Raw genomic sequence first — 25,141 nt, forward strand, 5'->3', positions numbered from 1 at the left:
GCCACCACCGTCACCGGCAGTGGCGCTCAGTGTGTTAGCCGCGGTCTTCCATCTTCACATAGTCACGACGCGGCGCGCCGGTGTAAAGCTGGCGCGGACGGCCAATCTTCATGCCCGGATCCGACATCATCTCGTTCCAGTGGCTGATCCAGCCAACGGTGCGCGCTACGGCGAAGATCACGGTGAACATTTCGACCGGGATGCCCAGTGCGGATTGCACGATGCCGGAGTAGAAGTCGACGTTCGGATAGAGCTTGCGGGAAACGAAGTATTCGTCTTCCAGGGCAATCTTTTCCAGCGCCATGGCCAGCTTGAATTTCGGATCGTTGTGCAGGCCGAGCTCGTTCAGCACTTCGTCGCAAGTACGCTTCATGATCGCGGCGCGCGGATCCATGTTCTTGTACACGCGGTGACCGAAACCCATCAGCTTGTGGGTCTTGTTCTTCACGCCTTCCATGAAGGCCGGAACATTTTCAACCGAGCCGATCTCGTCCAGCATCAGAAGCACGGCTTCGTTGGCGCCGCCGTGCGACGGGCCCCAGAGCGTGGCGATACCGGCAGCGATACACGCAAACGGATTGGCGCCGGACGAACCGGACAGGCGGACAGTCGAAGTGGATGCATTCTGCTCGTGATCGGCGTGCAGGATCAGGATGCGGTCAAGTGCGCGCACCAGTACCGGATTCGGCTCGTACGGCGCACACGGCGTGGAGAACATCATGTGCATGAAGTTCGCGGTATAGCTCAGGTCGTTGCGCGGATAGGCGAACGGCAGGCCCTGGCTGTAGCGGTAACACATTGCAGCGATGGTCGGAATCTTCGACAGCAGGCGGTAGATGGCTACTTCGCGATGGCGGGCATCGGATACATCCAGGCTGTCCTGATAGAAAGCGGACAGAGCACCAACAACACCCACCATCATGGCCATCGGGTGAGCATCGCGGCGGAAACCTTGCCAGAAGCGGGTCAGCTGCTCGTGCACCATGGTGTGCTCGGTGACAGTCTTGACGAATTCTTCCTTCTGCTCCTTGCTCGGCAGCTCGCCGTAGATCAGCAGGTAGCAGGTTTCCAGGAAGTCGGAACCACCTTCAGCGAGTTGTTCGATCGGATAGCCGCGATAGTAGAGCTGGCCCAGATCACCATCGATGAAGGTGATCTTGGATTCGCAGGAAGCCGTTGCCAGGAAACCCGGGTCAAACGTAAACATGCCGGTTTTGGCAAAGCTGCGGATATCGACAACAGAGGGGCCAAGGGTGCCGTCAAGAACCGGCATGTCCAGAGTCTGGTTGCCGTTGTAATTCAGAGTAACCTTTTTATCCATCGCAGAAAAACTCCTGTTTAAGCAGTTTCGGCCAGGCCGAAGTGGTTATTGTTGTGCTCCCCGGATACGCGCAAGCATGGGCTTGAGACGTTCGTCCGGGCAGTCGGCCTTGCCATTCAGATAATCGAGAAAATCGTTGTCCGGCAGCAGCAGGACGTTTTCAAATTCGGCCAGAGCGGCATCATCGAGCGTGGGCAAGACTTCTGCCACAAAACGCTCAAGCTGCAGATCCAGCTCCAGCAAGCCGCGGCGCGAACGCCACACCAGCCGTTTCAGATGAACATCGTCCATGCCTGCCTTCCTTGGTACCCAGTCGTGATCAAGCAACGCGCTTGAGCATCATTTCCTTGATTTTGCCAATCGCCTTAGTTGGATTCAGCTCCTTCGGGCACACATCGACACAATTCATGATGGTGTGGCAACGGAACAGGCGATATGGGTCTTCCAGATTGTCCAGGCGCTCGTTGGTGGCCGTGTCGCGGGTATCGGCAATGAAGCGGTAAGCCGCCAGCAGACCCGCCGGACCGACGAACTTGTCCGGATTCCACCAGAACGACGGACAGGAAGTCGAACAGCAGGCACACAAGATGCACTCGTACAGACCATCGAGTTCCTTGCGGTCTTCCTGGCTTTGCAGGCGCTCGCGATCCGGCGCCGGCGTGTCGTTGATCACGTAGGGCTTGATCGAGTGGTATTGCTTGAAGAACTGCGTCATGTCGACGATCAGGTCACGGATGACCGGCAGACCCGGCAGCGGACGGACTTCGATCGGCTGCTTGAGCGTATCGATGTCGGTGATGCACGCCAGGCCATTCTTGCCATTGATATTCATCGCATCGGAACCGCAAACGCCTTCGCGGCAGGAGCGACGGAACGACAGGGTTTCATCAACCACTTTCAGTTTTACCAGTGCATCGAGCAGCTTGCGCTCGGTGGTGGTATCCACCTCGACACTGATGTCCTGCATGTAGGGCTTGGCATCCTTGTCCGGATCGTAGCGATAAACGCGGAATTTGACGGTTTGGGTAGTCATTTATGTGCAGCCCTCTCAGTACGAGCGTGTCTTGAGTGCGATGGTTTCGACGGTCAGCGGATTCATGTTGACCGGCTTGTAGTCCAGACGATTGCCTTCACGGTGCCACAGGGTATGCTTGAGCCAGTTCTGGTCATCGCGGCCATTCGGGCGCTCCGGCGTATCGGCAGCATCGTCGCGAACATGAGCGCCGCGCGATTCGGTACGCGCATTGGCCGAAATCATTGTCGCCTTGGCGACTTCGATCAGGTTTTCCAACTCCAGGGCTTCGATGCGTGCGGTATTGAATACCTTCGACTTGTCGGCGATTTCGGTGGTCTTGACCATCTGCTCGACTTCGAGGATTTTCTCGACGCCTTGCGCCAGCATGTCCTTGAAACGGAACACGCCGCAGTGCGCCTGCATGGTGCGCTGCATGGCCGCGCGCGCTTCGTGCACATTGCTGCCGTTTTTCTGGTTGTTCAGCCGATCAACACGGGCAACCGAGCGGTCGACATCGGCAGTATTCAGCTCCGGCAGATCCTTCGGCGCAGCCTTGATGAAGTCAATCATGCTGTTGCCGGACGACTTGCCGAATACCAGCAGGTCAAGCAGCGAGTTGGTGCCAAGACGGTTGGCACCGTGCACGGATGCACACGCCACTTCGCCGGCGGCATAGAAGCCGCTGACCGGCTTGCCATCGACAACCACTTCGCCCTTGTAGTTGGTCGGAATACCGCCCATCTGGTAGTGGCAGGTCGGCACAACCGGAATCGGCGCCTTGATCGGATCCACACCGGCGAACTTGATCGAAATCTCGCGGATGCCCGGCAGCTTGGACATGATGACTTCAGGGTCAAGGTGCGTGATGTCGAGCAGCACGTGATCCTTGTTCGGGCCACAGCCACGGCCTTCGTTGATCTCAGTCACCATGGCACGGGAAACCACGTCACGCGACGCCAGATCCTTGGCGTTCGGTGCATAGCGCTCCATGAAGCGTTCACCCTGCGCATTGCGCAGGATACCGCCTTCACCACGCACGCCTTCGGTGATCAGTACGCCAGCGCCAGCCACACCGGTCGGGTGGAATTGCCAGAACTCCATGTCTTCCAGCGGAATGCCTGCACGGGCAGCGATCCCCAGACCATCACCGGTATTGATGAAGGCGTTGGTGCTGGATGCGAAGATGCGACCGGCACCGCCGGTAGCGAACAGCGTTGCCTTGGCCTGGAATACGTAGATGTCGCTGGTTTCCATTTCCATGGCAACGACGCCCTGCACATTGCCATCAGTATCGCGCACCAGATCCAGTGCCATCCATTCGACGAAGAACTGTGTATTGGCGCGCACATTGCGCTGGTACAGCGCGTGCAGCATGGCGTGGCCGGTACGATCAGCAGCAGCACAGGCGCGACGCACCGGCTTTTCGCCGAAATTGGACATGTGGCCACCAAAGGGGCGCTGATAGATGGTGCCGTCAGAGTTGCGATCGAACGGCATGCCGAAATGTTCCAGCTCGACCACGACATTCGGTGCCTCGCGGCACATGAATTCGATGGCGTCCTGGTCACCCAGCCAGTCCGAACCCTTGACGGTGTCGTACATGTGCCAGTGCCAGTGATCCGGCTCGGAATTGCCCAGCGACGCAGAAACACCGCCTTGCGCCGCTACAGTGTGCGAGCGAGTGGGGAAAACTTTCGACAGAACGGCGGTTTTCAGGCCGGCTTCCGACAGCTGCAGCGCAGCGCGCAGACCGGCACCACCAGCACCGACGATCACTGCATCAAACTTGCGAACAGGAATGGCCATGCTCAAACACCCCACACAACTTTAACCGAATAAACAAGACTGCCAACCAGCCAGACAATGGTCAGCACGTGCAGCGTGACGCGCAGACCCAGCGGCTGAACGTAATCCATCCAGATGTCGCGGATGCCGACCCACGCATGCCACAGCAGCGCGAGCACGGTAACGGTGGTCAGGACCTTCACCCAGGTACAGGAGAACAGCTGCTGCCAGTCGGCATACCCTGCCTTGGCGGCAAAAAGGACAAACGCACCGACAGCAACGGCATAGACCAGCATGATGACGGCGGTAGCACGCTGCACCAGCCAGTCACGCAGGCCGTAATGAGCGCCAACAACGATACGATTTACCATGCGTAGGCTCCAATCGCGGCAGTAAGGGACAGGCTGACGATCATGACGATCCAGGAGGTCAGGCGGGCGGTTTTGAGATCAACACCCTTGTGCATGTCCAGAAACAGGAAACGCGTTCCGGCACAGGCATGGTGCAGGAAGCCCCAGAGCACAACCAGCAGAAAGAGCTTTACCAGCGGATTGCCCAGACAGGCGCGGAAGGCCTCGAAACGCTCGGCACTGGACAAGGAACCTTCCAGTGCATACAGCACGAAAGGAATGGATAAAGCCAGCAGCGCACCACTGATACGGTGCAAGCCGGAGACGATGGCTGGCAACGGGAATTTGATGACCCTCAGATCCAGGTGCTTGGGGCGTGTCTTCTGCATAACGCGCGTTCCTCTTCACTCAAAACAAGGCGGTGTTGACACCGCCACCCTCGGATTAATGTCTTATATAAGACATCACTCCAGATTCTTTCTATCGTTCACCCTGCCTGGGCACCAAACTGCGCCGGCGGTTCGAACGCCAGTTGCTCGGTACGCAGCCACGCCACACTCCAGACTTGCGGCTTGCCGTCAAAATCCCGGGCAAGCCGCACCAGCTGCAGCAAGGGCTCATTCACATCCATCATCAGCAAACGGGCCTCGGTCTGACCGGCCAGCACCGCGCGATAACGCACTTCACCATCCTTCAGGCGCACCCCGAAGTCACGCCAGCATAACTCGCGGAGATTACCCTTCAGCTCCCGGATGCGGCGGATTTCCAGACTTGGAAAATTCGCCTCAGGCAAAAGCATCTCCTCAAGACCGATCACCTGGCCTTCAACCCGGAGCAACCTCCTGACCTGCCAGAGGGCTGCGCCGCGACGCAAACCCAGAATTTCGGCCAACTGCTCGCCGGCATGAATCCGTACACAACCGAGCAAGTCCACGCTGGGCTTGACGCCATCGCGCCCCGCCAGCGACAGGAACTGGCCTCGCAGCAGGAAATCACTGGTGCCGGCAACAAAGGTACCAACACCCTGGCGGCGGTACAGCACGCCATCCGTCACCAGCACATCCAGCGCCTTGCGAACTGTCCCCTGGCTCACGCCGAAACGCTTGCCCAGATCAGTTTCACTGGGCAGGGATTCATCCTCATCCCACTCACCCGCTTCGATGGCAACCATCACTTCGCGAAGCACCTGACGGTAGAGAGGCTGTGCGGCAAGTTTGCTCATGATCAATATTTACCAAGCTTTTTATCACAGATATTCTGGCGAGTCTAGCACAAGTCTTATATAAGACAAAAGATATACCACGAAATTTCCAAAAACTGGCACAATAGCGGCACGACACCACCTCGCGTGTTAAACTGATCGTTCGTACCGGTACGCCCGCTGGCCGTACCCGGTGCTCCAGATGAATACAGGATGAAGTCAGTCATCCAAGCCCACGGAGTTCATGAGAATGAAGAAACCTGTACGCGTAGCCGTTACCGGCGCTGCTGGCCAGATTGGCTACAGCCTGCTGTTCCGCATTGCATCCGGCGCCATGCTCGGCCCGGATCAGCCGGTCATCCTGCAACTGCTGGACATTACCCCGTCCCTGCCGGCGCTCAACGGCGTCGTGATGGAACTGGATGACTGTGCATTCCCGCTGCTGGCCGGTATCGTGCAGACCGATGACCCGATGGTTGCCTTCAAGGATGCCGACGTGGCCCTGCTGGTTGGCGCCCGTCCGCGCGGCCCGGGCATGGAGCGCAAGGATCTGCTCGAAGCCAACGGCGCCATCTTCACGACTCAGGGCAAGGCACTGAACGCCGTAGCCTCGCGTGACGTGAAGGTTCTGGTCGTCGGCAACCCGGCCAACACCAACGCCTACATCGCCATGAAGAACGCACCGGATCTGAACCCGGCCAACTTCACCGCCATGATGCGTCTGGACCACAACCGTGCCCTGACCCAGATCGCTCAAAAGACTGGCGTTGCCGTTACCGACGTGAAGAAAATGACCATCTGGGGCAACCACTCCGCCACCCAGTATCCGGACATCTTCAACGCCGAAGTGAAGGGCCAGAACGCAGCCGGCCTGATCAACGACCAGAAGTGGCTGGAAGGCGAATTCATCCCGACCGTTCAGCAGCGCGGCGCCGCGATCATCAAGGCACGCGGCCTGTCGTCCGCGGCCTCGGCCGCCAACGCTGCCATCGATCACATCCGCAACTGGGTGCTGGGCACGCCGGAAGGCGACTGGGTCACCATGGGCATCCCGGCCAATGGCGAATACGGCTACAGCGACCTGATCTACGGCTATCCGGTCACCTGCAAGGATGGCAAGTACACCATCGTGGAAGGCCTGGAAATCAGCGAATTCAGCCGCAGCAAGATGGACGCCTCCGCCAAGGAATTGTCGGAAGAGCGCGACGCAATCAAGCACCTGCTGGGTTGATTCCCTGCATCGCTGATTGCAGCCCAAACAAAAAGGCCCGCAAGGGCCTTTTTGTTTGTCGGCTCACACCCAAAGCGACGTGAGCTTTATTCATACATACCAGCCTATATTGCCACAGCCATTTTCACCAAAAGGCTACATGGCAATACCCTGGCTTAGTAGCGCTCGTAATTCGCAAAAAACTGCCGGGCAAATTCGTCGGGATTGCTGATCTGGCGCAGCTCGGCAAACGCCGCCTCGGCGTGCGGAATCGCGCGGCGCATGTAGTTGAGCCACTGCTTGATGCGGCCCGCCTGATGCGCAGGTTGAACAGAGGCCTGCACCTTCTGCCAGAACAGCTCGAAAATCGGCCGCAAGGCCATCCAGTCTGGTGCCGCTTCGCCACGGATTTTCAAAGCCAGACCCGGGTCGGCGACAATACCGCGCCCGAGCATCACATCCTCGCAGCCGGAAACCTCACGGCAACGATGGAAATCCTCCACCGTCCAGATTTCGCCATTGGCCACGACCGGAATCGAAACCTGTTCGCGAATCGTGGCAATCCACTCCCAGTAGGCCGGTGGCTTGTAGCCATCGACCTTGGTACGCGCATGCACGACCACTTCCGCCGCCCCGGCACTTTCGATGGCTGCGGCACAGGCCAGTGCAGTGCTGGTGTCTTCATACCCCAGCCGCATCTTGGCAGTCACCGGCATTTCCGCCGGCACGGCCGCACGCACCGCACTGATGATGCGGTACATCAGTTCTGGCTCGCGCAGCAGGATTGCCCCGCCCTTGTGACGATTGACCGTTTTGGCCGGACAGCCGAAGTTGAGATCGATGCCGCACGGGTTCAGCTCGGCGAGCCGCGCGGCATTTTCAGCCAGACAGACCGGGTCGGAACCCAGCAGCTGTACACGCACCGGCACACCGGCCGGCGTATGGCTGGCGTGCAGCAGCTCGGGCGCAATCCGCTCGAACGTCCGGTGCGGCAGCAGCGTACCGGAAACCCGGACAAATTCGGTGACACAGAGATCGATGCCGCCGACACGCGTGAGCATGTCGCGCAGGATATGGTCGAGCAGACCTTCCATCGGGGCTAGCAGGATGCGCATGGCGGCTTGGGGAATGGTCGGAAAGGCAGGCATTCTACGCACAAAGTGCGGGCGACGGCAGGCTGCAGCGGATGACCGGAGTCACCCCATCTATTGCAAACGGCCGGACACAGGAGATGTTTCTGGCAGTCTTGTGAAGTTTGCAGGAGCGAAGCAGCTCGCCCCTGCGTCTGGATCACCAGGCCATCAGTTCAGCGTTGGCTTCACACCCAGCAGCTGGTCAACCGTGACAAAGCGGTAGCCCTGCTTTTTCAGTTCAGCGATATAGCGGTCGGTCGCCTCGATGGTCGGCTGGCGCGTGCGGCCACCGGCATCATGTGCGAGTACGATGGCGCCGGGATGAGCGTATTTGACGACCTGCCCGGCGATGGCATCCGCTGCTGCGGCATTCTGCATCGTGTGTGTGAGGTACCAGTCGTCAGAAGCCACCGACCACAGAATCGCCTTCATGCCATGGCCATCAATGCCCTTGATTTGCGCATCGGTCAGAAAGCCATAGGGCGGGCGCATCAGGCTGGGCTTGAAACCGAGCACCTTCTGGAACATGTCCTGTGTCGGCTGCAGCTGCTTGGTCCAGTAGGCCTCGCCGGACATTTCGCTCAGGTTCGGATGGTCCCACGAGTGGTTGCCCAGCGTGTGACCTTCGGCATGCGCACGCTTGACCAGTTCGGGCGACTGTTCCATCGACTTGCCGAGCACAAAAAAGGTCGCCTTTACCTGATGCTTTTTCAGCACATCCAGCAGCGCCGGCGTGAACTGGCTTGGGCCGTCGTCAAACGTCAGCGCAATCACCTTCTGGCTCTCATTGCCCTGCAAGTAGAAAACCCCCGGGAATGTGGCAGCCTGCCTTGCCAGTTCTTCCAGCGGAATCTGCCCCCAGTTGTCAATGAATGGGGTGCGCACCTTCTGCGGCTCTGCCGCGTGCAAGAAGCCCGCCAGCAGTGCCAGCACTGCCGCAAGCCACAATGACTTCAATCCTTTCATATTGATACCCTCCGGTGTTTATGCATATAGCCATTCATTCGCAATGGTTTGATGGCCATACCCGTTGCAATCCCTGCACAGGCAGTCAGTGCACCCCATGATGGCACAGCCAGACCGGCGCGTTTTGGTAATTCTTGCGCTTTTCCCTTCCCGCGTCCGGCCGTATCCGGCGCCGGGCTCTTGACGCGAGCGGTATAATCTCCGGTTTCAATGCCCACGCGAGCCCTGCCATGAATAAAGCACTCAACGAAACCGAACTCGAGCAGCTCGACAACTTCCTGATGTCCGGCAAGACACCGGAAGAAACGATGGATCTGGAGATGCTCGATGGCCTGCTGGTCGCGCTGGCCATCGGCCCCGAAGAGGTGACTGAAGAAGAATGGCTGCCGCAGGTGTTTGCTGGTGCCGTACCGGAATTCGACGATGCAGCGGAAGCCGACACCATCCTCGGGCTGATCCGCCGCCATGCCGGCACCGTCAGCACTGCCTTTTCGCTGCGCGCCCGCGAGCGTGTCGGCGAACAGCCGCTGTATTTCCCGCTGATTCTGGAAGACGAAGGCGTTGACGAGAAATGGCAGGAATCGCTGGGTGCCTATTGGGCATCGGGTTTCCGCGCCGGGATGCTGCTGCGCGAAGAAGCCTGGCAGGCGGCGCTGGACGAAAGCGATGCCTTCTTTGAAACCTGCGCCAAGATTCTGGCACTGGAACTCGGCCACCATCCGGAAAACGAAAGCGACACGCTGAGCATCAAGGGACGCGAAGAACGCCTCACCGAGCTGCCCTGGATCGTTGAAGACATCATGCACTACTGGCTCGAAGCCAAAATCGGCAAGGTGGAAACCGTGCGCAACGAGGAAGCCAAGGTCGGCCGCAACGACCCCTGCCCGTGCGGCAGCGGCAAGAAATACAAGAAGTGCCACGGCGTCTGATCGCATATACCTGCCACCGCATCAGGCCATAGCCTTTTCGAATAGCTACTTGTAGCCACATACCCGCGTCATGCCCAAACCCGGATATCTCCTTTTTGACTGGGGTGACACCCTGATGGCGGATGATGCCAGCCGCACCGATCCGATGGTCGGCTGGCCGGACGTCCGAGCCATCACCGGTGCAGGTGAGTTGCTTGCGCAACTGCACGCCGCCGGCATTCCCTGTGGTATTGCCAGCAGCGCGCGGGTCTCGACCGAAGCCGAAATCCGCGCGGCACTGGCGCGGGTCGGGCTGGCGGATTACATCGGCGCCATCTTCTGCTGGCGCAATGTTGGTGCGGAAAAACGCAATCCGCAGTACTGGCACAAGGTGGCAAAGAAGCTGGCTCTGCCCGTGCAGCAACTGGTAATGGTGGGCGATCAGCTGATGAGCGACGTGCGGGTTCCGGCCGGCAAGGGGTTGTCGGCCGTCTGGTTCAACCCGCAGGATTCGCGCAGTGTCACCGGCCCGGGCTACACGACGATCCATGCACTGGCAGAGCTGCCGCAGGCACTGGCAGAGCTGCAGTTCACCCTGAGTACTCCGGCGCAGTGAGTTTTACCATGACAAAGCACTGGAAATGGCCAACCATGACAGGGTCACCACTTCCCCTGCTCGCCCATTCATGGCTTTTCCATCGCTGCTACCGGCACTGAAACCCAGCAGACACCCCTGGCAACGCCAGCGCGTAATGCTGAACCTGCTCGCGTTCTCGCTGCCATTGCTCATTCTTGCGCTGAATGGCCAGTTGCAGCAGGCCGCGATGTTCGGGCTGGGCGTCTTCTATACGCTGTTGCTGGACATGGGAGAAAAACGCCTGCACCGACTGGAAAACATGGCTCTGGGCATTGCTGCACTCTGCCTCGGCTTTGCCATTGGCCTGCTTGCCAGCCAGCAGAATGCCGCCGTCTGGTGGCTTGGTCTCGTCGGCTTTGTCGTTCTTGGCTACGCCTTCAATGGTGGTATGGCCCTGGAAATGCTGCTGCGCTATATCGGCATCGGCTACCTGCTTGGCAAGGCACCCGTGCTGTTTCCGCTGGACAGCCTTCCCCCGGTACTCTACGGCGCATGCTGGACCATGGCCGTCAGCATCCTGTTCGCACCGCGTCGCCACAATCCGACGCCGCTGCCTGCGGCGCCCTTCTGGCGGCATGATCTGCGCGTCGGCCTTGAAGGGCGGTTTGCCGGCCCTGCATTCGGCATCACGCTGGCTCTGGCCGTCACCGCCAGCATGGGTATTGCCACCACACTGCATCTGCTGAACCCCGCGCTTGTCGGCATCGCCACCCTGCTGGTTTTGCGCCCCGACCACGAGCGCACGCTACTGCTGCTCTGGCAGCGCTTCTGCGGGGTCAGTGTTGCCTCACTGATCGCGCTGCTGGCCTTCAAGCTTTTCCATGATCCCATGCCCTACACCTGGCTGGCATTCGTCGCATGCCTGCTGCTGCCGCTGGCCTTTTCCTGCGGCATGGCCTGGTTCTCGCTCTGCAATACCTTCGTACTGATGATGCTGCTGGGCATTCTGGGTCTGCATGGTCACGGTGCGATCAGGATGCTGGAATTCCGGGTACTTGATACGCTGCTGGGCTCGATCAGCGCCGGGCTTGCCGGCTGGCTGCTGCTGACACTGGTACACCGGCGCAAACCGGCCTAGGCTCTGTTGAGCTTTGCCTTGGTTTTACGCAGGCCCGCCATCTTGCCGGAGCGCGCAGCCTGGCGCGGCAATTGTCACAACAGAACCGGACGGGTTTGCTAGAATCGCGCACTTCCGTTCCTCCAGATCACGATCACCATGCACCGTCTTGTCATTCAGGCACCGGACATTGCCACCCCGGATCTCAAACAGCTGGCCCGCCTGTCGGATGCCCAGGAAATTCAGGCCATCAGCCCGCAGGCCTTCAAGCTGCCGGGCGCGCAGATTGCCAATATGGAGGCCGTGGCCGATTTCTGCGAATCGAACCAGCTTGATTACGCCTTTATTCCGGAAGACATCGCGCTGCGCGACATCGGCCTCGTCGTCATGGACATGGATTCGACGCTGATCACCATCGAGTGCATCGATGAAATTGCCGACATGGTCGGCATCAAGCCACAGGTTGCCGAAATCACCGCCGCGGCGATGCGTGGCGAACTGGATTTTCGCGCCAGCCTTACCCGCCGCGTGGCGCTGCTGGCAGGACTCGAAGCCAGCGCACTGCAGCGCGTCTATGACGAGCGCCTGCAACTGATGGCGGGCGCCGAAACCATGCTGGCCGGCTTCCGGCAGGCAGGCGCGAAGACCCTGCTGATTTCGGGCGGTTTCACCTTTTTCACCGACCGCCTGCGCGAACGCCTGTCGCTCGACCGCACGATTGCCAATGTGCTCGAAATCGAAAACGGCAAACTGACCGGCCGCGTCGATGGCGATATCGTTGATGCCGAACGCAAGAAAGCCGAACTGATCCGCATGCGCGAAGAGCTCGGCCTGCGCCGCGAGCAGGTGATTGCGCTGGGCGATGGCGCCAATGACCTGCCCATGCTGCATGAGGCCGGCTTTGGCGTCGCCTGCCATGCCAAGCCGAAGGTGGTCGCCGAAGCGCCGTATGCGATCAACCGCGTCGGTCTGGAAGGCGTACTGAACTACTTCCTGTAAACATCAGGGTATATGACTACAGCCCTTCACGATCAAGGGTTTTTGGCATATACATGGATGCTTATGCAGAAGGTGCAAAACAAAAAAGGAGCCTTGCGGCTCCTTTTTTGTTACTGGCGGAAAGCTCAGGCGCTCTTGCGGGCGCTGGCTGCAGCCTTGGCACCGGTTTCAACCGCAGCAACCGTCGCATCGGCGATGTTGCTGCTGATGCGCTGAGCAGTCTTGTTCAGGGCGTCGTAGGCGGTGTTGGCGGTTTCAACCACGTTTTTCAGCACGGATACGGCAGCGCCGGAAGCCGGGGCTTGAGCGACGGCCTGATCCAGCGAAGCCAGCAGGTTCTTGTTGAATTCCAGGACCTGCTCTTCAACCAGCTTGTTGATTTCCTGCTGGGTGTTGCTGGCAGCGTCGAAAACGGTGCGGGCCAGATTCAGGGACTTGCCAACAGCCGGCTGGCTCAGGGTCTTCTGCAGTTCGGCCAGATCCTGTGCGGAACGGGCGTTGGCAACAGCCTTGGCAGTTTCCACGTTTTCAGCGATCAGGTCGCGAGCCAGCGAAAACTGCAGTTGCAGCAGGTTTTCGGCACCGGCCAGTGCGATGTTGGTCAGGCGCAGGGTCTTTTCGATGTTGGCTTGGTTGAACTCGGCGAATTGCTGTGCGTTGTACATGATGTATTCTCCTTTTGTGCAGTGCATCATCAGAACCCATTGTATCCTGCAAACAGGAGATGTCAACACTTTTTTGTTGCACCGCACAAAACGAGACAGCTAGCCGCCACTCTGCTTCTGCCTGACCGCAAGCACCGCCTGATTCCGCATTGTTTTCAGCAGGTTAAGCTGGTCATGCGGAATCTGCAGGGTATGTGCCTCGCTGCGGTCGCCGTAGAACATCCCGATCGGTTTCTTGTCGATCACCAGCGGAAAGATGATGAAGGTATGCGCAGGCATCGCCGAGCGGAACCAGGCTGGAATACGCTCCCGGATACTGTCCGCATCAATGTCCTCGATCAGCACATCGGCATTCTTTCCTACCGCCAGCTGGAACACATCCTGCAGGCCGGCAAGATCAAACGCAAACACCGGAATGATGCGCTGGATGTCATCGCCGAAACCGAAGCGGGCCATCATGCGGTTGCTGCGCGCATCGCGGGTACAGAACAGCACCCGCTCGAAACCCACGCTGCGGTACATGGTTTCCAGGATCATGCGCAGCAGATCATTGAGGCGGTAGTCACCCACCAGCGTATTGGTGATGTCCTGAACACCGGCGGCCAGCATGCTGGTCACCTGTTGCGGCGTATTCGCGCTGCCAGCCGGCGTGGCCGCGGTAAGAATGTGTCCGGTGAGCGTATCTTCCGGTGCGCCCACCCCGGCAGCGACTGAGGTCAGCGGCTGCCCCGCCAGTTGCGCCAGCCGTTTGGCATAGGCACTGCCAGTGACATCAACCCCCAGAATGGTCAGGTAGGACAGATACTGCTTGGCCGTTTCCTGGAGCACCTTGTCGTAATCATTGGCATGCAAGCCGACTGCGGGAGCAAAGCGCTTGACCAGCGCCGCCATCATGGCCGGCAATGCCTTGTCGCTGGCTTCAATGCAGGGCAGCAGCTCGGCGGACAGATTGGCAAACATGCGCAGGCGTTCGGGCGTGCTCTGCGGCTCGCGCAGCGTGCCTTCGGGCAGCGGGCGCAGGCTGGCGATCATGCGCTCGGGAAAATTCCAGCTCTGCGCCACCCCGAGGCCCAGCTCGCCATACGAAATGCCCAGCACTTTTGCCGCGGCAAGCTCGTTGCTGATGCTCTCGAGCTGTGCCAGGCGCTCGATTTCCATGCTCTCTTCGGGGAAATAGTAGAGCGTGAGCAATTTGCCCAGATGCTGGAACATGCCGCAGATCATCACGCCTTCGGTATCACGCCAGCCGGTTTTCAGGCCCAGCATCCGGGCCAGCAGGCCACCGAAAAAGGCGCTGAGCACCGCATCACGCAGCTTGATTGCATGGCTGCGGTTATGCATGTGTTCGAAGAGCAGCAGTGAAATCGCCAGATTGCGGATGTTGTCGTAACCAAGGATGACAATCGCACGCGAAATCGTGCTGATCGTGCCGCCGAACTGGCCGTAACTGGCCGAGTTGACAATCCGCAGCAGCTTGTTGGTCAGCGAGAAATCTTTCAGGATGACTTCAGACAGATTCTGCAGGCGCTCGGTATCCGCTTCGTCAATGCGGTTGATCGCGCTGATCGTCTGCGACAGAGCCGGAAAATCGGACGTATGGCGCATGCGCCGCAGCAGAAAATCGAGTGTACTGTGACGGGCAGCCGCATCCTCATCCTGCTTCGGCTCGTCCGGGCGCTCAAGCCAGCTCTGCAGGGCCAGCCGGAATGCGGCCGCATCGGCATAGCGCTCGTCCGGATTCTTGCACAGCGCCGTCATCACGATCTGGTCCATGCGGTCGTCGATGCTGCCTTGCAAGCGGGATGGCGGTACGAAATCGGCGCTGAGCGTGCGCTGCAGGACGGCAAAGGCCGAATCGCCTTCCGCCGCCAGCTTGCCAGTCAGCATCTGATAGAGCGTCATGCCGGCAGCGAACACGTCGGCCTGGGCATCGACCGGCAGATTCTGCAGGATTTCGGGCGCCATATAGCCCACCGTGCCCGTCAGATTGCTGGTGCCGGTCTTGCGCGGCGTAGCCACGCCAAAATCCATCAGGCGGGGCTGCTGTCTTGCATCGATGATGATGTTCTGCGGCTTGATGTCACGGTGTACCAGGCCCTGTCCATGCGCCTGCGCCAAGCCATCAAGCACCGGCAGCAGGAGCCGCACGGCTTCCGTCGCAGGCAAATGGCCGCGCTCGCGCAGCAGGCCCGCCAATGTCTGGCCTTCGACATACTCGAACACCAGACAGGGATGCCCGGCCTCGGCAAACGCATCGTGCAGCGCGACAATATTGGGGTGCTGCAGATTGCTGACCACCCGCGCCTCGTCCAGCGCCTGCTGGCCCTGGCTGTGCAGCATCTTGATAGCAACCTGGCGGCCAAGGCGCTGATCCTCGGCCAGATACACCAGCCCCTGTGCACCCTGGCCCAGTTTGCGGATAATCCTGAAGCGGCCACCGGACAGTTCTTTTTGCATAGTATTGAAACCTTTCATCGTGCCGGAATGATAGCCGAGCGCCTAGGTTCTGTTGACGTTTTGTTTACGATGCCCGTTTGTGCTGTTTTTGGCCTGAAACCAGGCGCGAAGCCCGGTGCATGGTCATTCCATGTGAGGGCTTTGCAACGCAGGGTCAGGCCAAAAACAGCCAAACCCTCCATGGCTGGGCGCTTTTTGCGCCGACTCCGCGTTGTTGCTTCGCTAACATAGCCCGTTATGCGGCGCTCGCAATGCCTTGATTCGGCGCAAAAATCGATCCAGCGGGAACGCAAACAAAACGTCAACAGAACCTGGCCGCATGCCGCAGAAATTCTGGTGATCGCCGCTATTGAAGCATGCCATGCCCACCCCCATCTCTGGCATATTGTCCGCCCACTTACGACCCGCAGTACCGGAGCACGCCCATGGCCACTATCGATACCCTTCAGACCGCACTGGCTGAGCTGATTGACCCGAATACGCAGCGCAGCTTCGCCGCCAGCAAATGCATCCGCAATCTGCAACTCAGCGGCGATCTGGCCAGTCTGGATCTCGTCCTGCCCTATCCTGCCGCCAGCCAGGCCGATCAGCTGGCCGCACAGATCCGCAGCCGCCTGCTGCAGGTCGAAGGCGTGGGCCGTGTCGAGGTACGCGTCAGCAGCCAGATCGTTGCGCACGCGGTACAGCGCGGCGTGCCACTGCTCTCCGGCGTGAAGAACATCATCGCTGTAGCCTCCGGCAAGGGCGGCGTCGGCAAATCGACCACGGCCGCCAATCTGGCGCTGGCGCTGGCCGCGGAAGGCGCGCGTGTCGGCCTGCTGGACGCCGACATCTACGGCCCCTCGCAGCCGACCATGCTGGGCGTTGCCGGTGCGCATCCCGAATCCGCTGACGGCCAGCATCTGCGGCCGATCGAAAACCATGGTATCCAGATCATGTCGATCGGCTTTCTGATCGACCCGGAGCAGCCAATGGTGTGGCGCGGCCCGATGGTCACCCAGGCGCTGATGCAGCTGCTCAACGACACGCAGTGGGACAACATCGATTATCTGGTCATCGACCTGCCACCTGGCACTGGAGACATCCAGCTGACGCTCAGCCAGAAAGTACCAGTCACCGGTGCCGTCATCGTCACCACGCCGCAAGACATCGCGCTGCTCGATGCCCGCAAGGGGCTGAAAATGTTCGAAAAGGTCGGCGTGCCGATTCTGGGCATCGTGGAAAACATGAGCATGCACGTCTGTTCGAACTGCGGCCACGCCGAGCCGATTTTCGGCGAGGGCGGTGGCGCGGCGATGTGCGCGGACTACGGCACAGAACTGCTCGGCCAGTTACCACTGGAGCTGTCCATCCGCCTGAACGCCGATGGCGGCCATCCCTCGGTGATCGCCGAGCCGGACGGCAAGGCGGCAACCATCTACAAGGAAATCGCGCGCAAGATTGCGATCCGTATCGCGGAAAAAGCACAGGACTTCTCCAGCCGTTTCCCGAAAATCGTCATCAAGAAAGACGCCTGACCATACCCATCAACCGATAGCCCTGCAGCCATTTAATCCAGATGGCTGCAGGCGGATACCCGACAAGATGTCCACACCACCTTCCCTGCAATCCCTGATCAATGCGTTGAAAGTGCTGCCCGGCGTCGGCCCCAAATCGGCGCAGCGCATGGCTTTCCACCTCGTGCAGCGCGACCCGGCCGGTGCAGTCCAGCTCGCACAGGCCATCATCGACGCACAGGGCAAATTGCAGCATTGCCGGCTGTGCAACACCTTTGCGGAAACCGAGCTGTGCGACATCTGCCTGGACGAACAGCGTAACCACAGCCAGCTGTGCGTGGTGGAAATGCCGACCGATCTGTGGTCGATCGAAGCCACGCGCGCATTTGAAGGACGCTATTTCGTGCTGATGGGGCGCCTCAGCCCGCTGGACGGCATCGGCGTCAACGACATCGCCCTCAAGCCCCTGCTCGCGCGTGCGCTGGATGGTGAAGTCGAGGAAGTCATTCTCGCCACCAATTTCACGACCGAAGGCGAGGCGACGGCCTACTACCTCGCCGAGCTGCTGCGTGCGCGCGGCCTGCGTGTGAGCCGCATTGCCCGCGGCCTGCCCGTGGGTGGCGAACTGGAGCACGCCGATCCGGCAACGCTGGCACAGGCGCTGATCGAACGGCGCGATAACACGGCCTGATTTCATCGAGGTATAGGCCCGCAGCCAAATGAATGCAATGACTGTAGAGCTATAGAACCCAATGTATGTTGGTCGGCAAGCAAACAAAAACCCGCCAGCGGCGGGTTTTTGTTTGGGTAGCAAGATGCTTAATCGCGATTGCCGGTAAAGGCCATCAGGATGTTGAGCAGGCTGATGAAGAGGTTGTACACGTCCAGATACAGGTTCAGCGTTGCAGTGATGTAGTTGGTTTCACCACCATTCACGATATTGCTCACGTCATACAGGATGTAGAGCGAGAAAATCAGCACAAAGGCGGCGGAAATCGCCAGCGAGAGCGCCGGAATCGCGAAGAACATGTTGGCAACCATCGCCAGCAGGCCGATCACCAGACCGATGAACAGGAATTTGCCGAGGAAGCTGAAATCCTTTTTGGTCACCGTGGCAATGGTCGCCAGCGTGAAGAAGATCGCCGAGGTGCCAACTGCCGCTGTCGCGATAAGTTGCGCACCATTGCTGAAGCGCAGCGCGAATTGCAGAATTTGCGAGAGCCACAGACCCATGAAGCCGGTGTAGGCCAGCAGCAGAACGACGCCCATGGCGCTGTTCTTGTTCTTGTTGATGGCCCAGAACGCACCGAAGCTCACGGCCATGAAAACCAGAAAGCCCATCAGGCCGGACATCTGGAACTGCATCTGGATACCGGCCAGCGCACCGATGGCGGTCGGAATCATGGTGAGCGCCAGCAGCGCATAGGTATTGCGCAGTACGCGATTGCGCTCCACGGCCAGCGAAGGGCTGCCATAGGATGCCGGATTGAATTGCATGGTCATTTCTCCTTGAGGAATAGCGGATCAGTTTGCCCGCTTCACGCTTAAGATGCGGGCAAACCGGAAAAGTTGCAAGACTGGCAACAAATCATTCTGAATAAGTGTGTCAGGCAGTACCACCCACGGTCAGCCCGCCATCCACGCGCAGCGTCGGCTGGCCGACGCCTACCGGCACGCTCTGGCCTTCCTTGCCACAGGTGCCCACGCCGGGATCAAGCGCCATGTCGTTGCCAATCATCGAAACGCGCGTGAGCACGTCCGGGCCGTTGCCGATCAAGGTCGCACCCTTGACCGGATACTGCAGCTTGCCACCTTCCACCCACCAGGCTTCGGCCGCATCAAACACAAATTTCCCGCTGGTGATGTCGACCTGGCCACCGCCGAAATTGGCGGCATACAGCCCGCGCTCGACCGAGGCAATGATTTCCTGCGGATCGACGCTGCCGGCTTCCATCAGCGTATTGGTCATGCGCGGCATTGGCAGGTGCGCGTAGGATTCGCGCCGGCCATTGCCGGTGACACTGGCATTCATCAGGCGGGCGTTCAGATTGTCCTGCAGATAGCCCTTGAGGATACCGTCTTCGATCAGCACGGTACGCTGGGTCGGGTTGCCTTCATCGTCGATATTGAGCGAACCGCGCCGGTCGGCAATCGTGCCATCGTCGACGACGGTGATTCCCCTGGCAGCAACGCGTTCGCCGATGCGCCCGGAAAAGGCCGAACTGCCCTTGCGGTTGAAATCGCCTTCCAGCCCGTGGCCGATGGCTTCGTGCAGCAGGATACCCGGCCAGCCCGAACCCAGCACGACGGTCATTTCACCCGCCGGTGCCGGCCGTGCCTGCAGATTGAGTGCGGCCTGGTCAATGGCTTTTTTCGCGTAATCCAGCAGGACATCATCGGTAAACCAGGCGAAGTCGAAACGCCCGCCGCCACCGCTACTGCCCTGCTCGCGCCGGCCGTTTTCCTCCAGAATCACACGCAGCGATACGCGCACCAGCGGGCGGACGTCAGCGGCGCGCACGCCGTCGTGGCGTGCAATGTAGATCAGTTCGTGCTCGCCGGCGAGACTCGCCATCACCTGCACCACGCGGGAGTCAAGGCTGCGGGTCATCTGCTCCAGCCGTTCCAGCAGCGCCACCTTGGCGGCCGAATCAAGGCTGGCAATCGGGTCATCAATCCCGTACAGCGCATGGCCTGCAACACCACGAAGCAAGCCCACCTTGCCCTCGCCCCCCTGGCGGCCAATCGCGCGGGTCGCTTCGGCGGCCTGCATGAGTGCCGGCAGGCCGATGTCATCCGAATAGGCAAACGCGGTTTTCTCGCCCGAAACGGCGCGAACGCCTACGCCCTGATCAATGTTGAAACTGCCCGATTTCACAATGCCTTCGTCCAGACTCCAGGCCTCGCTGCGCGAATACTGGAAGTAGAGGTCGGCATAATCGACATCGTGCTGCAGGATGGCGGCAAAAACGGCATCCAGGCGCTCGTCGTCAAGCGCGAACGGGGTCAGCAAGGCATTGCGGGCAAGATCAAGGTGAGTCATCAGCTATCCATTCAGGTCGCCTGTGCGACGTGTCAATTCGGTTACCGCCGCATTAAACCATAGAAATCACAGGCGCCGGTGCGCGAGCGCCGGGAGGATGCGCCGCGTACGCTCGAGCTGGCTGGCTTTCAGCTCTGCCATCACCACCCCTTCGCCCTGCGGCAGGCAGGCGAGCACCTGCCCCCAGGGATCGATCAGCATGCTGTGGCCGAAGGTTTCGCGCCCGGTCGGGTGCTGGCCACCCTGCCCGCTGGCGAGTACGAAACACTGGTTTTCGATGGCACGCGCACGCAGCAGCACTTCCCAGTGCGCACGCCCGGTCGTGGCGGTAAACGCGGCTGGAATGATCCAGAGATCGGCCCGGTCGCGCCGGAAAAGCTCGGGAAAACGGAGGTCGTAGCAGATAGCCAGACCGATGCGGCCAAACGGGCTGTCGAACAGCACCGGCTCGCTGCCGGGCTGGATGGTATCCGACTCGCGAAAGCACTCGCTGCCGCTGTCAAAATCGAACAGATGCAGCTTGTCGTAGCGCGCCACGACGTCGCCTGCGGGGGTGAATACCAGTGTACTGTTGAACACCTTGCCTGGTTGCCCGCTCGTCAGCGGAATCGTGCCACCGACCAGCCAGATACCCAGCGATTTCGCCTGCCCGGCCAGAAAATCCTGCAAGGGGCCACGCCCGAAGGGCTCGGCATGGGCCAGCTTGTCGGTATCGCGAGCGCCCATGATGGCGAAATATTCGGGCAGCACCAGCAGACTGGCGCCAGCGGCCGCGCCTTGCTGCAGCAGCCGCGCAGCTACGGCCAGATTGCCCACGACATCGGGAGTCGACACCATCTGCACGACTGCGGCCTGCAATGTACTGAATACGGTCATGGTGCTTTCCTGCTCAATTGCGACCCGGAGCCACGGAAGTGGCACTTGCCCCGGGCATCATTCCGCGCAGCGTGTCGAGGCGGTCGATACGGTTGATCTGCGGATCTGCCATGCTGCCGGTGATCGCATACTCCATGGCGATCATCTGCCCGAAGGGATCGTTGAATGCCTTGCCCAGCGCCAGTGTGGCAATGCCGGCAATCGGGTTGACCGCTGTTGCCGCCAGCGCCACCGTATCGCCAATTTTGGGGACAATCCTGACGCGCATATTCTGGCTGGCCGCGACCAGATTGGCTTCGCCACTGAACTTGATGTCGGCGGCTGGACTGTCGATCAGCAGATTGCCGGTACGCAGCATGCCGCGATCAATCTGGGCATCACCGCGGATGCGATCAAACTCCATGCCCTCGGCAACCACATCGTTGAAATCGAGCCGCACCCTTCTCGCCAGCGACTGCAGGCTCAGCACCGACAGCAGCCGCGCCGCATTGCCCGCCTCGACTCTGGCAAAGCGCCCGGAGCCGAGGTCAAGGTGCAGCTTGCCCTGCAGCGTAGTGAAATCGGGAACGGCATCACTCCCCGTCCAGCCCAGCTCGCCATTGAAGCTGCCCGGTGCCCGGTAAAGACTCTGCGGGTAGCCAAGCCGCCCCAGCAGTTTGCCGGTATCACTGCTTTCCAGTGTGAAGCGGACATTGCCGCGCGGTTGTGCATCTGCCAGCAGCCATTGCCCGGACAGGCGCAAAGTGCCATCCGGATTCACGATGGACAGGGAATCGACCTGCCAGCCGTTCGGGATGGCCTTCGCATTGATCGAGAGTACCCCCAGCTGGGCGCTCTTGTAGGCAAGCTGTCTGATTTCCACATCGAATGCCGACCAATGCCTGGTCAGCGGGCTGGCCGCCATGTCGGCATTTCCCGCACTGACACCGGTCAGCTCCGGCCATGGCAGCTGCAGGCGGTCGAGCCTTGCCTGTAGTGGCCGCCCCTGTCCGCCGGAAATGAGCTGCCCTGCAAGCTGGCGACTGCTCATCTTCAGCATCCAGCCAGTGCCCAGATCGGCGTAATTCAGCCTGACATCCTGCAGCTGACGCCCCCAGCCGGCAATACTGCCAAAGGTCACATCGGCGGCAGAAAGTGCGGGGACGGGCAACTCGCCCTTGCCTTGCTGCGCAGACTGGGTCTGCAGCCAGCCATACCATTCCTGCACGGCAAGCTCAGGCCAGCCCCCCTGAATGACAAGCCCGGGCTTGCTTGAGGGTATTGCCACAGACCCCAATGAAATCATTGTCTGTACCGGCATACCTTTGTTTTTCAGCCAGTCAAGCTGCAGCAGCTGACCATAGGATAATGCCAGCTGACGCCCCTTTTCACTGCCACTCAGCCTGATGCGCAGCGGCAACTCCGTTCCCGCCGCCTTGCGCATCGGGCGCGGCAGCTCCACCGCAACCCCCTTGAGTGCCGACTGCAACTGCAAATCGAACTGGCCCGGCCGGAAATTCAGATTGCCCTGATACGCGAACGGCCCGCTCATTGGCAAGGGCAATGCATAGTGTTTGAGCAGTTGTTCGCTTTGCGCTTCGCCCTTCAGGGTGAAATTCATTCCGCCCTTGCCATCACTGCCAGCGGTCAGGTGCACCGGTCCGCCAAGCGCCTGCGCGCTGGCTTCTTCGATGCGAAAGCGATCCTGGTCAAACAGCAGCTGGCCATGAGCCTGCTGCAGCAGTGGTACGTCTTCACCGAAATCCAGCCGGTCGGCCCTGAAGGAATAGCGTCCGCTAAGCTGCGTGGCATCGACATCATCCAGCGGAATGTCCAGTTTCAGCGCCAGCTCGCCATTGCCATCGGCCTTCAGCGAGGCCGGAATGCCGGCGGCCTGCTTGACCAGCGGGCTGCCGGCCAGAAAACGCAGGTAATCATTGATCGGCCCTCGCGCGCGACCTTCAATCAGGACGTGCTGGTTCTGGCCCAGATCGGGAATTTCGGTTCTGACGTCAAGCAACCTGACACCGAATACCCGCGCCTCCGGTGCATCGATTTTCATGTTCAGGCCGCTGAAGTGCAGTTGCCCGTTGATCTGCTCGATGGCAGGCCAATCATCGGCAAATGCCAGCGTGACGGCGCGAGCCCGTGCAGTGATATCAAAGACACCCCCGGCTGGAGCCCCCTTGCCGGCATCCGGATAGGGGAAATCGGCCACCTCTCCGTGCCAGCGTATCTTGCCCGCCTCGGCTCGCCCGGCGCGCAGGGAATGCTTCAGCCACGCCAGCGTGTCATCGCCGATTTCGCGCGGCAGGTAGGCATACACACGATTCGCGTCCATCCGCACGATATCGCCATCCAGCATCACCCGTCCCAGCCCCTTGCCGGGCCACTCATACTGCCCCTGTACCGCCAGCTGCATGTCCGCGCTGGCGAGGCGCACTTCCGGGAATTGCACTTTCCAGCCCTGTGACTGGCGTTGCCAGCGGGTTTCGAGTTTCACCTCGCTGAAATGCAGCGGCTCGATGAATTGCGCCGGATAGTCGAGCGTCACCTTGTCGCCACGCAGCAGGAATTCACCCTTGTCCTGCGTAAAGCTCAGCTCGCCATCCAGACCGCCCCCCGTCGCTCCGCCAAGCTGCGGCAGCACACCCGGCCAGGCCAGGGCAAGGCCGGCGAACTGCACTTCACCATCATAGCGGCGCACATCAATCAGCTTGCCCTGCCAGTCCAGCGAAAATCGGGCCAGCTGGCCATTGAGGGTCAGCCCTTCTGTGCGCGCGCGCCAATCTGCCGGCAGGAAAGGCAGCAAGGCATTCAGGCCGCTCAGCTGGACGCCTTCGCCGGACAGTGACGATTGCTCGCCCTTGCGGCTGAAATCCAGTCGGCAGGGCTGACATACGTCGCCGCTGGGTGTCACGATGCGGCGGCCATCGAGGCGGATTTCTTCGCCGGAACGGGTAGCCTGCCAGCTCAGCCCGGCATCCACCGAGGGCAACACCAGGCTTTCCTCCCCCAGCCTGAGCTGCAGATCGCGCATGAGCAGCCGGCCGTCGAGCTGCTCGAGCTGCTCTCCGTCAAAACTGATGGCGAGATTCAGCTCGCCATGCCCGCCCCGCAGGCGTTCCTGGCTGCGGAACAGCGATAGCCAGTCGCCCAGTCGGGCCAGATCTGTATCCGGAATATGCAGATCCAGGGATCCGGACCAATCGGCCAGCTGATCAGGATCGCGCCCGTGCAGCTTGCCGCCGAGTGTCATCCTTCCGCCCATCCCGGCGGGCAGATTCATACCCAGCGCCACCGAGCGAAAGCCGAACAGCTGCGACGTATCGAAGTCAACCTGCTCGAGCCGCAGCGTCCTGCCTTGGCTGCGCTGCTGATCGACGACCAGCAGTGTGCCGGAATGAATCCGCAGCCCACCCTGGTCCAGCAGCCAGCGCAGGAGCGTATTGCCATCACTGCTTTGCTCGCCCCCGCTGAACCCGCTACCACCGACAAACCAGCGCCCTTGCGGATTGCGCAGCAGGGTAAGTACAGGGCGATCCAGTTCGATGATGCTGAAGCGCACATCCCCCAGCAGCAGCTTCCACCAGGACAGACTGCCGGACAGGCTTTGCAGATCGAGCAATTGCTCGCCCTTGCGCCCTCGGATATGCACGCCGCTGAAGGTCAGCTCGGGACGTGCGCCATCCCAGCCGGCACTCAGGGCATCGATCTGCACAACCATCCCGGTCTGCGCGCCGATTTTCCCGGCCACCCAGCCGCGGTATTCGTTGACCCGCGGAACAAGCAGGAACTGCCACGCCAGAGCCAGCAGCAGCAGCAGCATGAAAAAACCCAGCAGCAGGCGCCAGGCGCCGCGCAGCATCGCGGCCGGAATGCGCTGGCAGAACACTGGGAAGGATGGCAGCGCCGCACGCAGCCGGGTCAGAAATTGCATCGCGCATCCGCAGGCACGGGAACGCCAGACTGGCGGTGCCTGTGTTAGGGTTATGGAAACAGGAATCCGATTCTACCAAGTAAGCGCCACGCTCATGACCGAA

At 60.4% G+C, this 25,141-nt stretch carries 22 protein-coding genes; 7 read left to right on the forward strand and 15 right to left on the reverse strand.

Annotated features, from left to right (window positions below; translation table 11 throughout):
- Positions 1-34: 34 nt before the first annotated feature.
- The 7 genes from gltA to H559_RS18400 all read right to left on the reverse strand — a co-directional run bounded on the left by gltA (position 35) and on the right by H559_RS18400 (position 5,693).
- Positions 35-1,321 (reverse strand): citrate synthase, encoded by a 1,287-nt coding sequence (gene gltA, locus H559_RS0101960; protein WP_028451304.1) that lies wholly within the window; start codon positions 1,319-1,321, stop codon positions 35-37.
- Between the two features lie 45 nt (positions 1,322-1,366).
- Complete coding sequence (locus H559_RS0101965; RefSeq protein ID WP_028451305.1) at positions 1,367-1,612, reverse strand: FAD assembly factor SdhE; 246 nt, start codon at positions 1,610-1,612, stop codon at positions 1,367-1,369.
- A 28-nt stretch (positions 1,613-1,640) separates the two neighbouring features.
- Positions 1,641-2,354: a succinate dehydrogenase iron-sulfur subunit gene (locus tag H559_RS0101970; protein ID WP_028451306.1), complete on the reverse strand. Its 714-nt coding sequence runs from the start codon at positions 2,352-2,354 to the stop codon at positions 1,641-1,643.
- Between the two features lie 15 nt (positions 2,355-2,369).
- Entirely contained in the window at positions 2,370-4,142 is a 1,773-nt protein-coding gene (gene sdhA / locus H559_RS0101975) for a succinate dehydrogenase flavoprotein subunit (RefSeq protein WP_028451307.1), read from the reverse strand.
- A gap of 2 nt (positions 4,143-4,144) precedes the next feature.
- Complete coding sequence (sdhD, locus tag H559_RS0101980) at positions 4,145-4,492, reverse strand: succinate dehydrogenase, hydrophobic membrane anchor protein (protein ID WP_028451308.1); 348 nt, start codon at positions 4,490-4,492, stop codon at positions 4,145-4,147.
- The gene (gene sdhC / locus H559_RS0101985) at positions 4,486-4,860 is read right to left on the reverse strand and encodes a succinate dehydrogenase, cytochrome b556 subunit (protein WP_028451309.1); all 375 of its coding nucleotides are present in this window, start codon (positions 4,858-4,860) and stop codon (positions 4,486-4,488) included. The genes sdhD and sdhC overlap by 7 nt, the downstream gene beginning before the upstream one ends.
- 98 nt (positions 4,861-4,958) lie before the next feature.
- Complete coding sequence (locus H559_RS18400) at positions 4,959-5,693, reverse strand: GntR family transcriptional regulator (protein ID WP_051278813.1); 735 nt, start codon at positions 5,691-5,693, stop codon at positions 4,959-4,961.
- A gap of 229 nt (positions 5,694-5,922) precedes the next feature.
- Here H559_RS18400 and H559_RS0101995 point away from each other — a divergent pair, with 229 nt between their 5' ends.
- A complete protein-coding gene (locus H559_RS0101995; protein ID WP_028451310.1) occupies positions 5,923-6,903 on the forward strand; it encodes a malate dehydrogenase in 981 nt (326 codons plus the stop codon).
- 155 nt (positions 6,904-7,058) lie between these two features.
- On the opposite strand, the gene H559_RS0102000 is transcribed toward H559_RS0101995, so the two are convergent.
- Together H559_RS0102000 and H559_RS18405 are read right to left on the reverse strand one after the other, a co-directional pair.
- A complete protein-coding gene (locus tag H559_RS0102000; protein WP_028451311.1) occupies positions 7,059-7,997 on the reverse strand; it encodes a tRNA dihydrouridine synthase in 939 nt (312 codons plus the stop codon).
- Positions 7,998-8,183: 186 nt separating this feature from the next.
- Positions 8,184-8,981: a polysaccharide deacetylase family protein gene (locus tag H559_RS18405; protein WP_081412818.1), complete on the reverse strand. Its 798-nt coding sequence runs from the start codon at positions 8,979-8,981 to the stop codon at positions 8,184-8,186.
- A gap of 230 nt (positions 8,982-9,211) precedes the next feature.
- Between H559_RS18405 and H559_RS0102010 the strand changes: the two genes are divergently transcribed.
- The 4 genes from H559_RS0102010 to serB all read left to right on the forward strand — a co-directional run bounded on the left by H559_RS0102010 (position 9,212) and on the right by serB (position 12,582).
- Complete coding sequence (locus H559_RS0102010; protein ID WP_028451312.1) at positions 9,212-9,910, forward strand: UPF0149 family protein; 699 nt, start codon at positions 9,212-9,214, stop codon at positions 9,908-9,910.
- A 70-nt stretch (positions 9,911-9,980) separates the two neighbouring features.
- Positions 9,981-10,505, forward strand: a complete 525-nt coding sequence (locus H559_RS0102015) for an HAD family hydrolase (RefSeq protein ID WP_028451313.1) — start codon at positions 9,981-9,983, stop codon at positions 10,503-10,505.
- A 70-nt stretch (positions 10,506-10,575) separates the two neighbouring features.
- A complete protein-coding gene (locus tag H559_RS0102020) occupies positions 10,576-11,604 on the forward strand; it encodes an FUSC family protein (RefSeq protein ID WP_162143283.1) in 1,029 nt (342 codons plus the stop codon).
- 138 nt (positions 11,605-11,742) lie between these two features.
- Positions 11,743-12,582, forward strand: coding sequence for a phosphoserine phosphatase SerB (serB, locus tag H559_RS0102025; RefSeq protein WP_028451315.1), 840 nt, complete (start codon positions 11,743-11,745; stop codon positions 12,580-12,582).
- Between the two features lie 125 nt (positions 12,583-12,707).
- Here the strand turns inward: serB and H559_RS0102030 are convergent, their stop codons facing one another.
- Together H559_RS0102030 and H559_RS0102035 are read right to left on the reverse strand one after the other, a co-directional pair.
- Positions 12,708-13,247, reverse strand: coding sequence for a phasin family protein (locus H559_RS0102030; RefSeq protein ID WP_028451316.1), 540 nt, complete (start codon positions 13,245-13,247; stop codon positions 12,708-12,710).
- Between the two features lie 99 nt (positions 13,248-13,346).
- Complete coding sequence (locus H559_RS0102035; RefSeq protein WP_028451317.1) at positions 13,347-15,704, reverse strand: serine/threonine protein kinase; 2,358 nt, start codon at positions 15,702-15,704, stop codon at positions 13,347-13,349.
- A 425-nt stretch (positions 15,705-16,129) separates the two neighbouring features.
- On the opposite strand from H559_RS0102035, the gene apbC reads away from it, so the two are divergent.
- Together apbC and recR are read left to right on the forward strand one after the other, a co-directional pair.
- On the forward strand, positions 16,130-17,221 hold the full coding sequence (gene apbC / locus H559_RS0102040) for an iron-sulfur cluster carrier protein ApbC (RefSeq protein ID WP_028451318.1): 1,092 nt from the start codon (positions 16,130-16,132) through the stop codon (positions 17,219-17,221).
- A 67-nt stretch (positions 17,222-17,288) separates the two neighbouring features.
- Positions 17,289-17,891, forward strand: a complete 603-nt coding sequence (gene recR, locus H559_RS0102045) for a recombination mediator RecR (protein WP_028451319.1) — start codon at positions 17,289-17,291, stop codon at positions 17,889-17,891.
- Between the two features lie 128 nt (positions 17,892-18,019).
- On the opposite strand, the gene H559_RS0102050 is transcribed toward recR, so the two are convergent.
- The 4 genes from H559_RS0102050 to H559_RS0102065 form a co-directional block, all read right to left on the reverse strand.
- The gene (locus tag H559_RS0102050; RefSeq protein ID WP_155845253.1) at positions 18,020-18,697 is read right to left on the reverse strand and encodes a Bax inhibitor-1/YccA family protein; all 678 of its coding nucleotides are present in this window, start codon (positions 18,695-18,697) and stop codon (positions 18,020-18,022) included.
- A gap of 109 nt (positions 18,698-18,806) precedes the next feature.
- Positions 18,807-20,243, reverse strand: coding sequence for a metalloprotease TldD (tldD, locus tag H559_RS0102055; RefSeq protein ID WP_028451321.1), 1,437 nt, complete (start codon positions 20,241-20,243; stop codon positions 18,807-18,809).
- Between the two features lie 66 nt (positions 20,244-20,309).
- Positions 20,310-21,119, reverse strand: coding sequence for a carbon-nitrogen hydrolase family protein (locus H559_RS0102060; protein ID WP_028451322.1), 810 nt, complete (start codon positions 21,117-21,119; stop codon positions 20,310-20,312).
- Positions 21,120-21,132: 13 nt separating this feature from the next.
- On the reverse strand, positions 21,133-25,038 hold the full coding sequence (locus tag H559_RS0102065) for a YhdP family protein (protein WP_028451323.1): 3,906 nt from the start codon (positions 25,036-25,038) through the stop codon (positions 21,133-21,135).
- Between the last annotated feature and the right edge of the window lie 103 nt (positions 25,039-25,141).

The sequence above is a fragment of the Chitinilyticum aquatile DSM 21506 genome, from assembly GCF_000430805.1.
GTDB classification, from domain to species: Bacteria; Pseudomonadota; Gammaproteobacteria; order Burkholderiales; family Chitinibacteraceae; genus Chitinilyticum; species Chitinilyticum aquatile.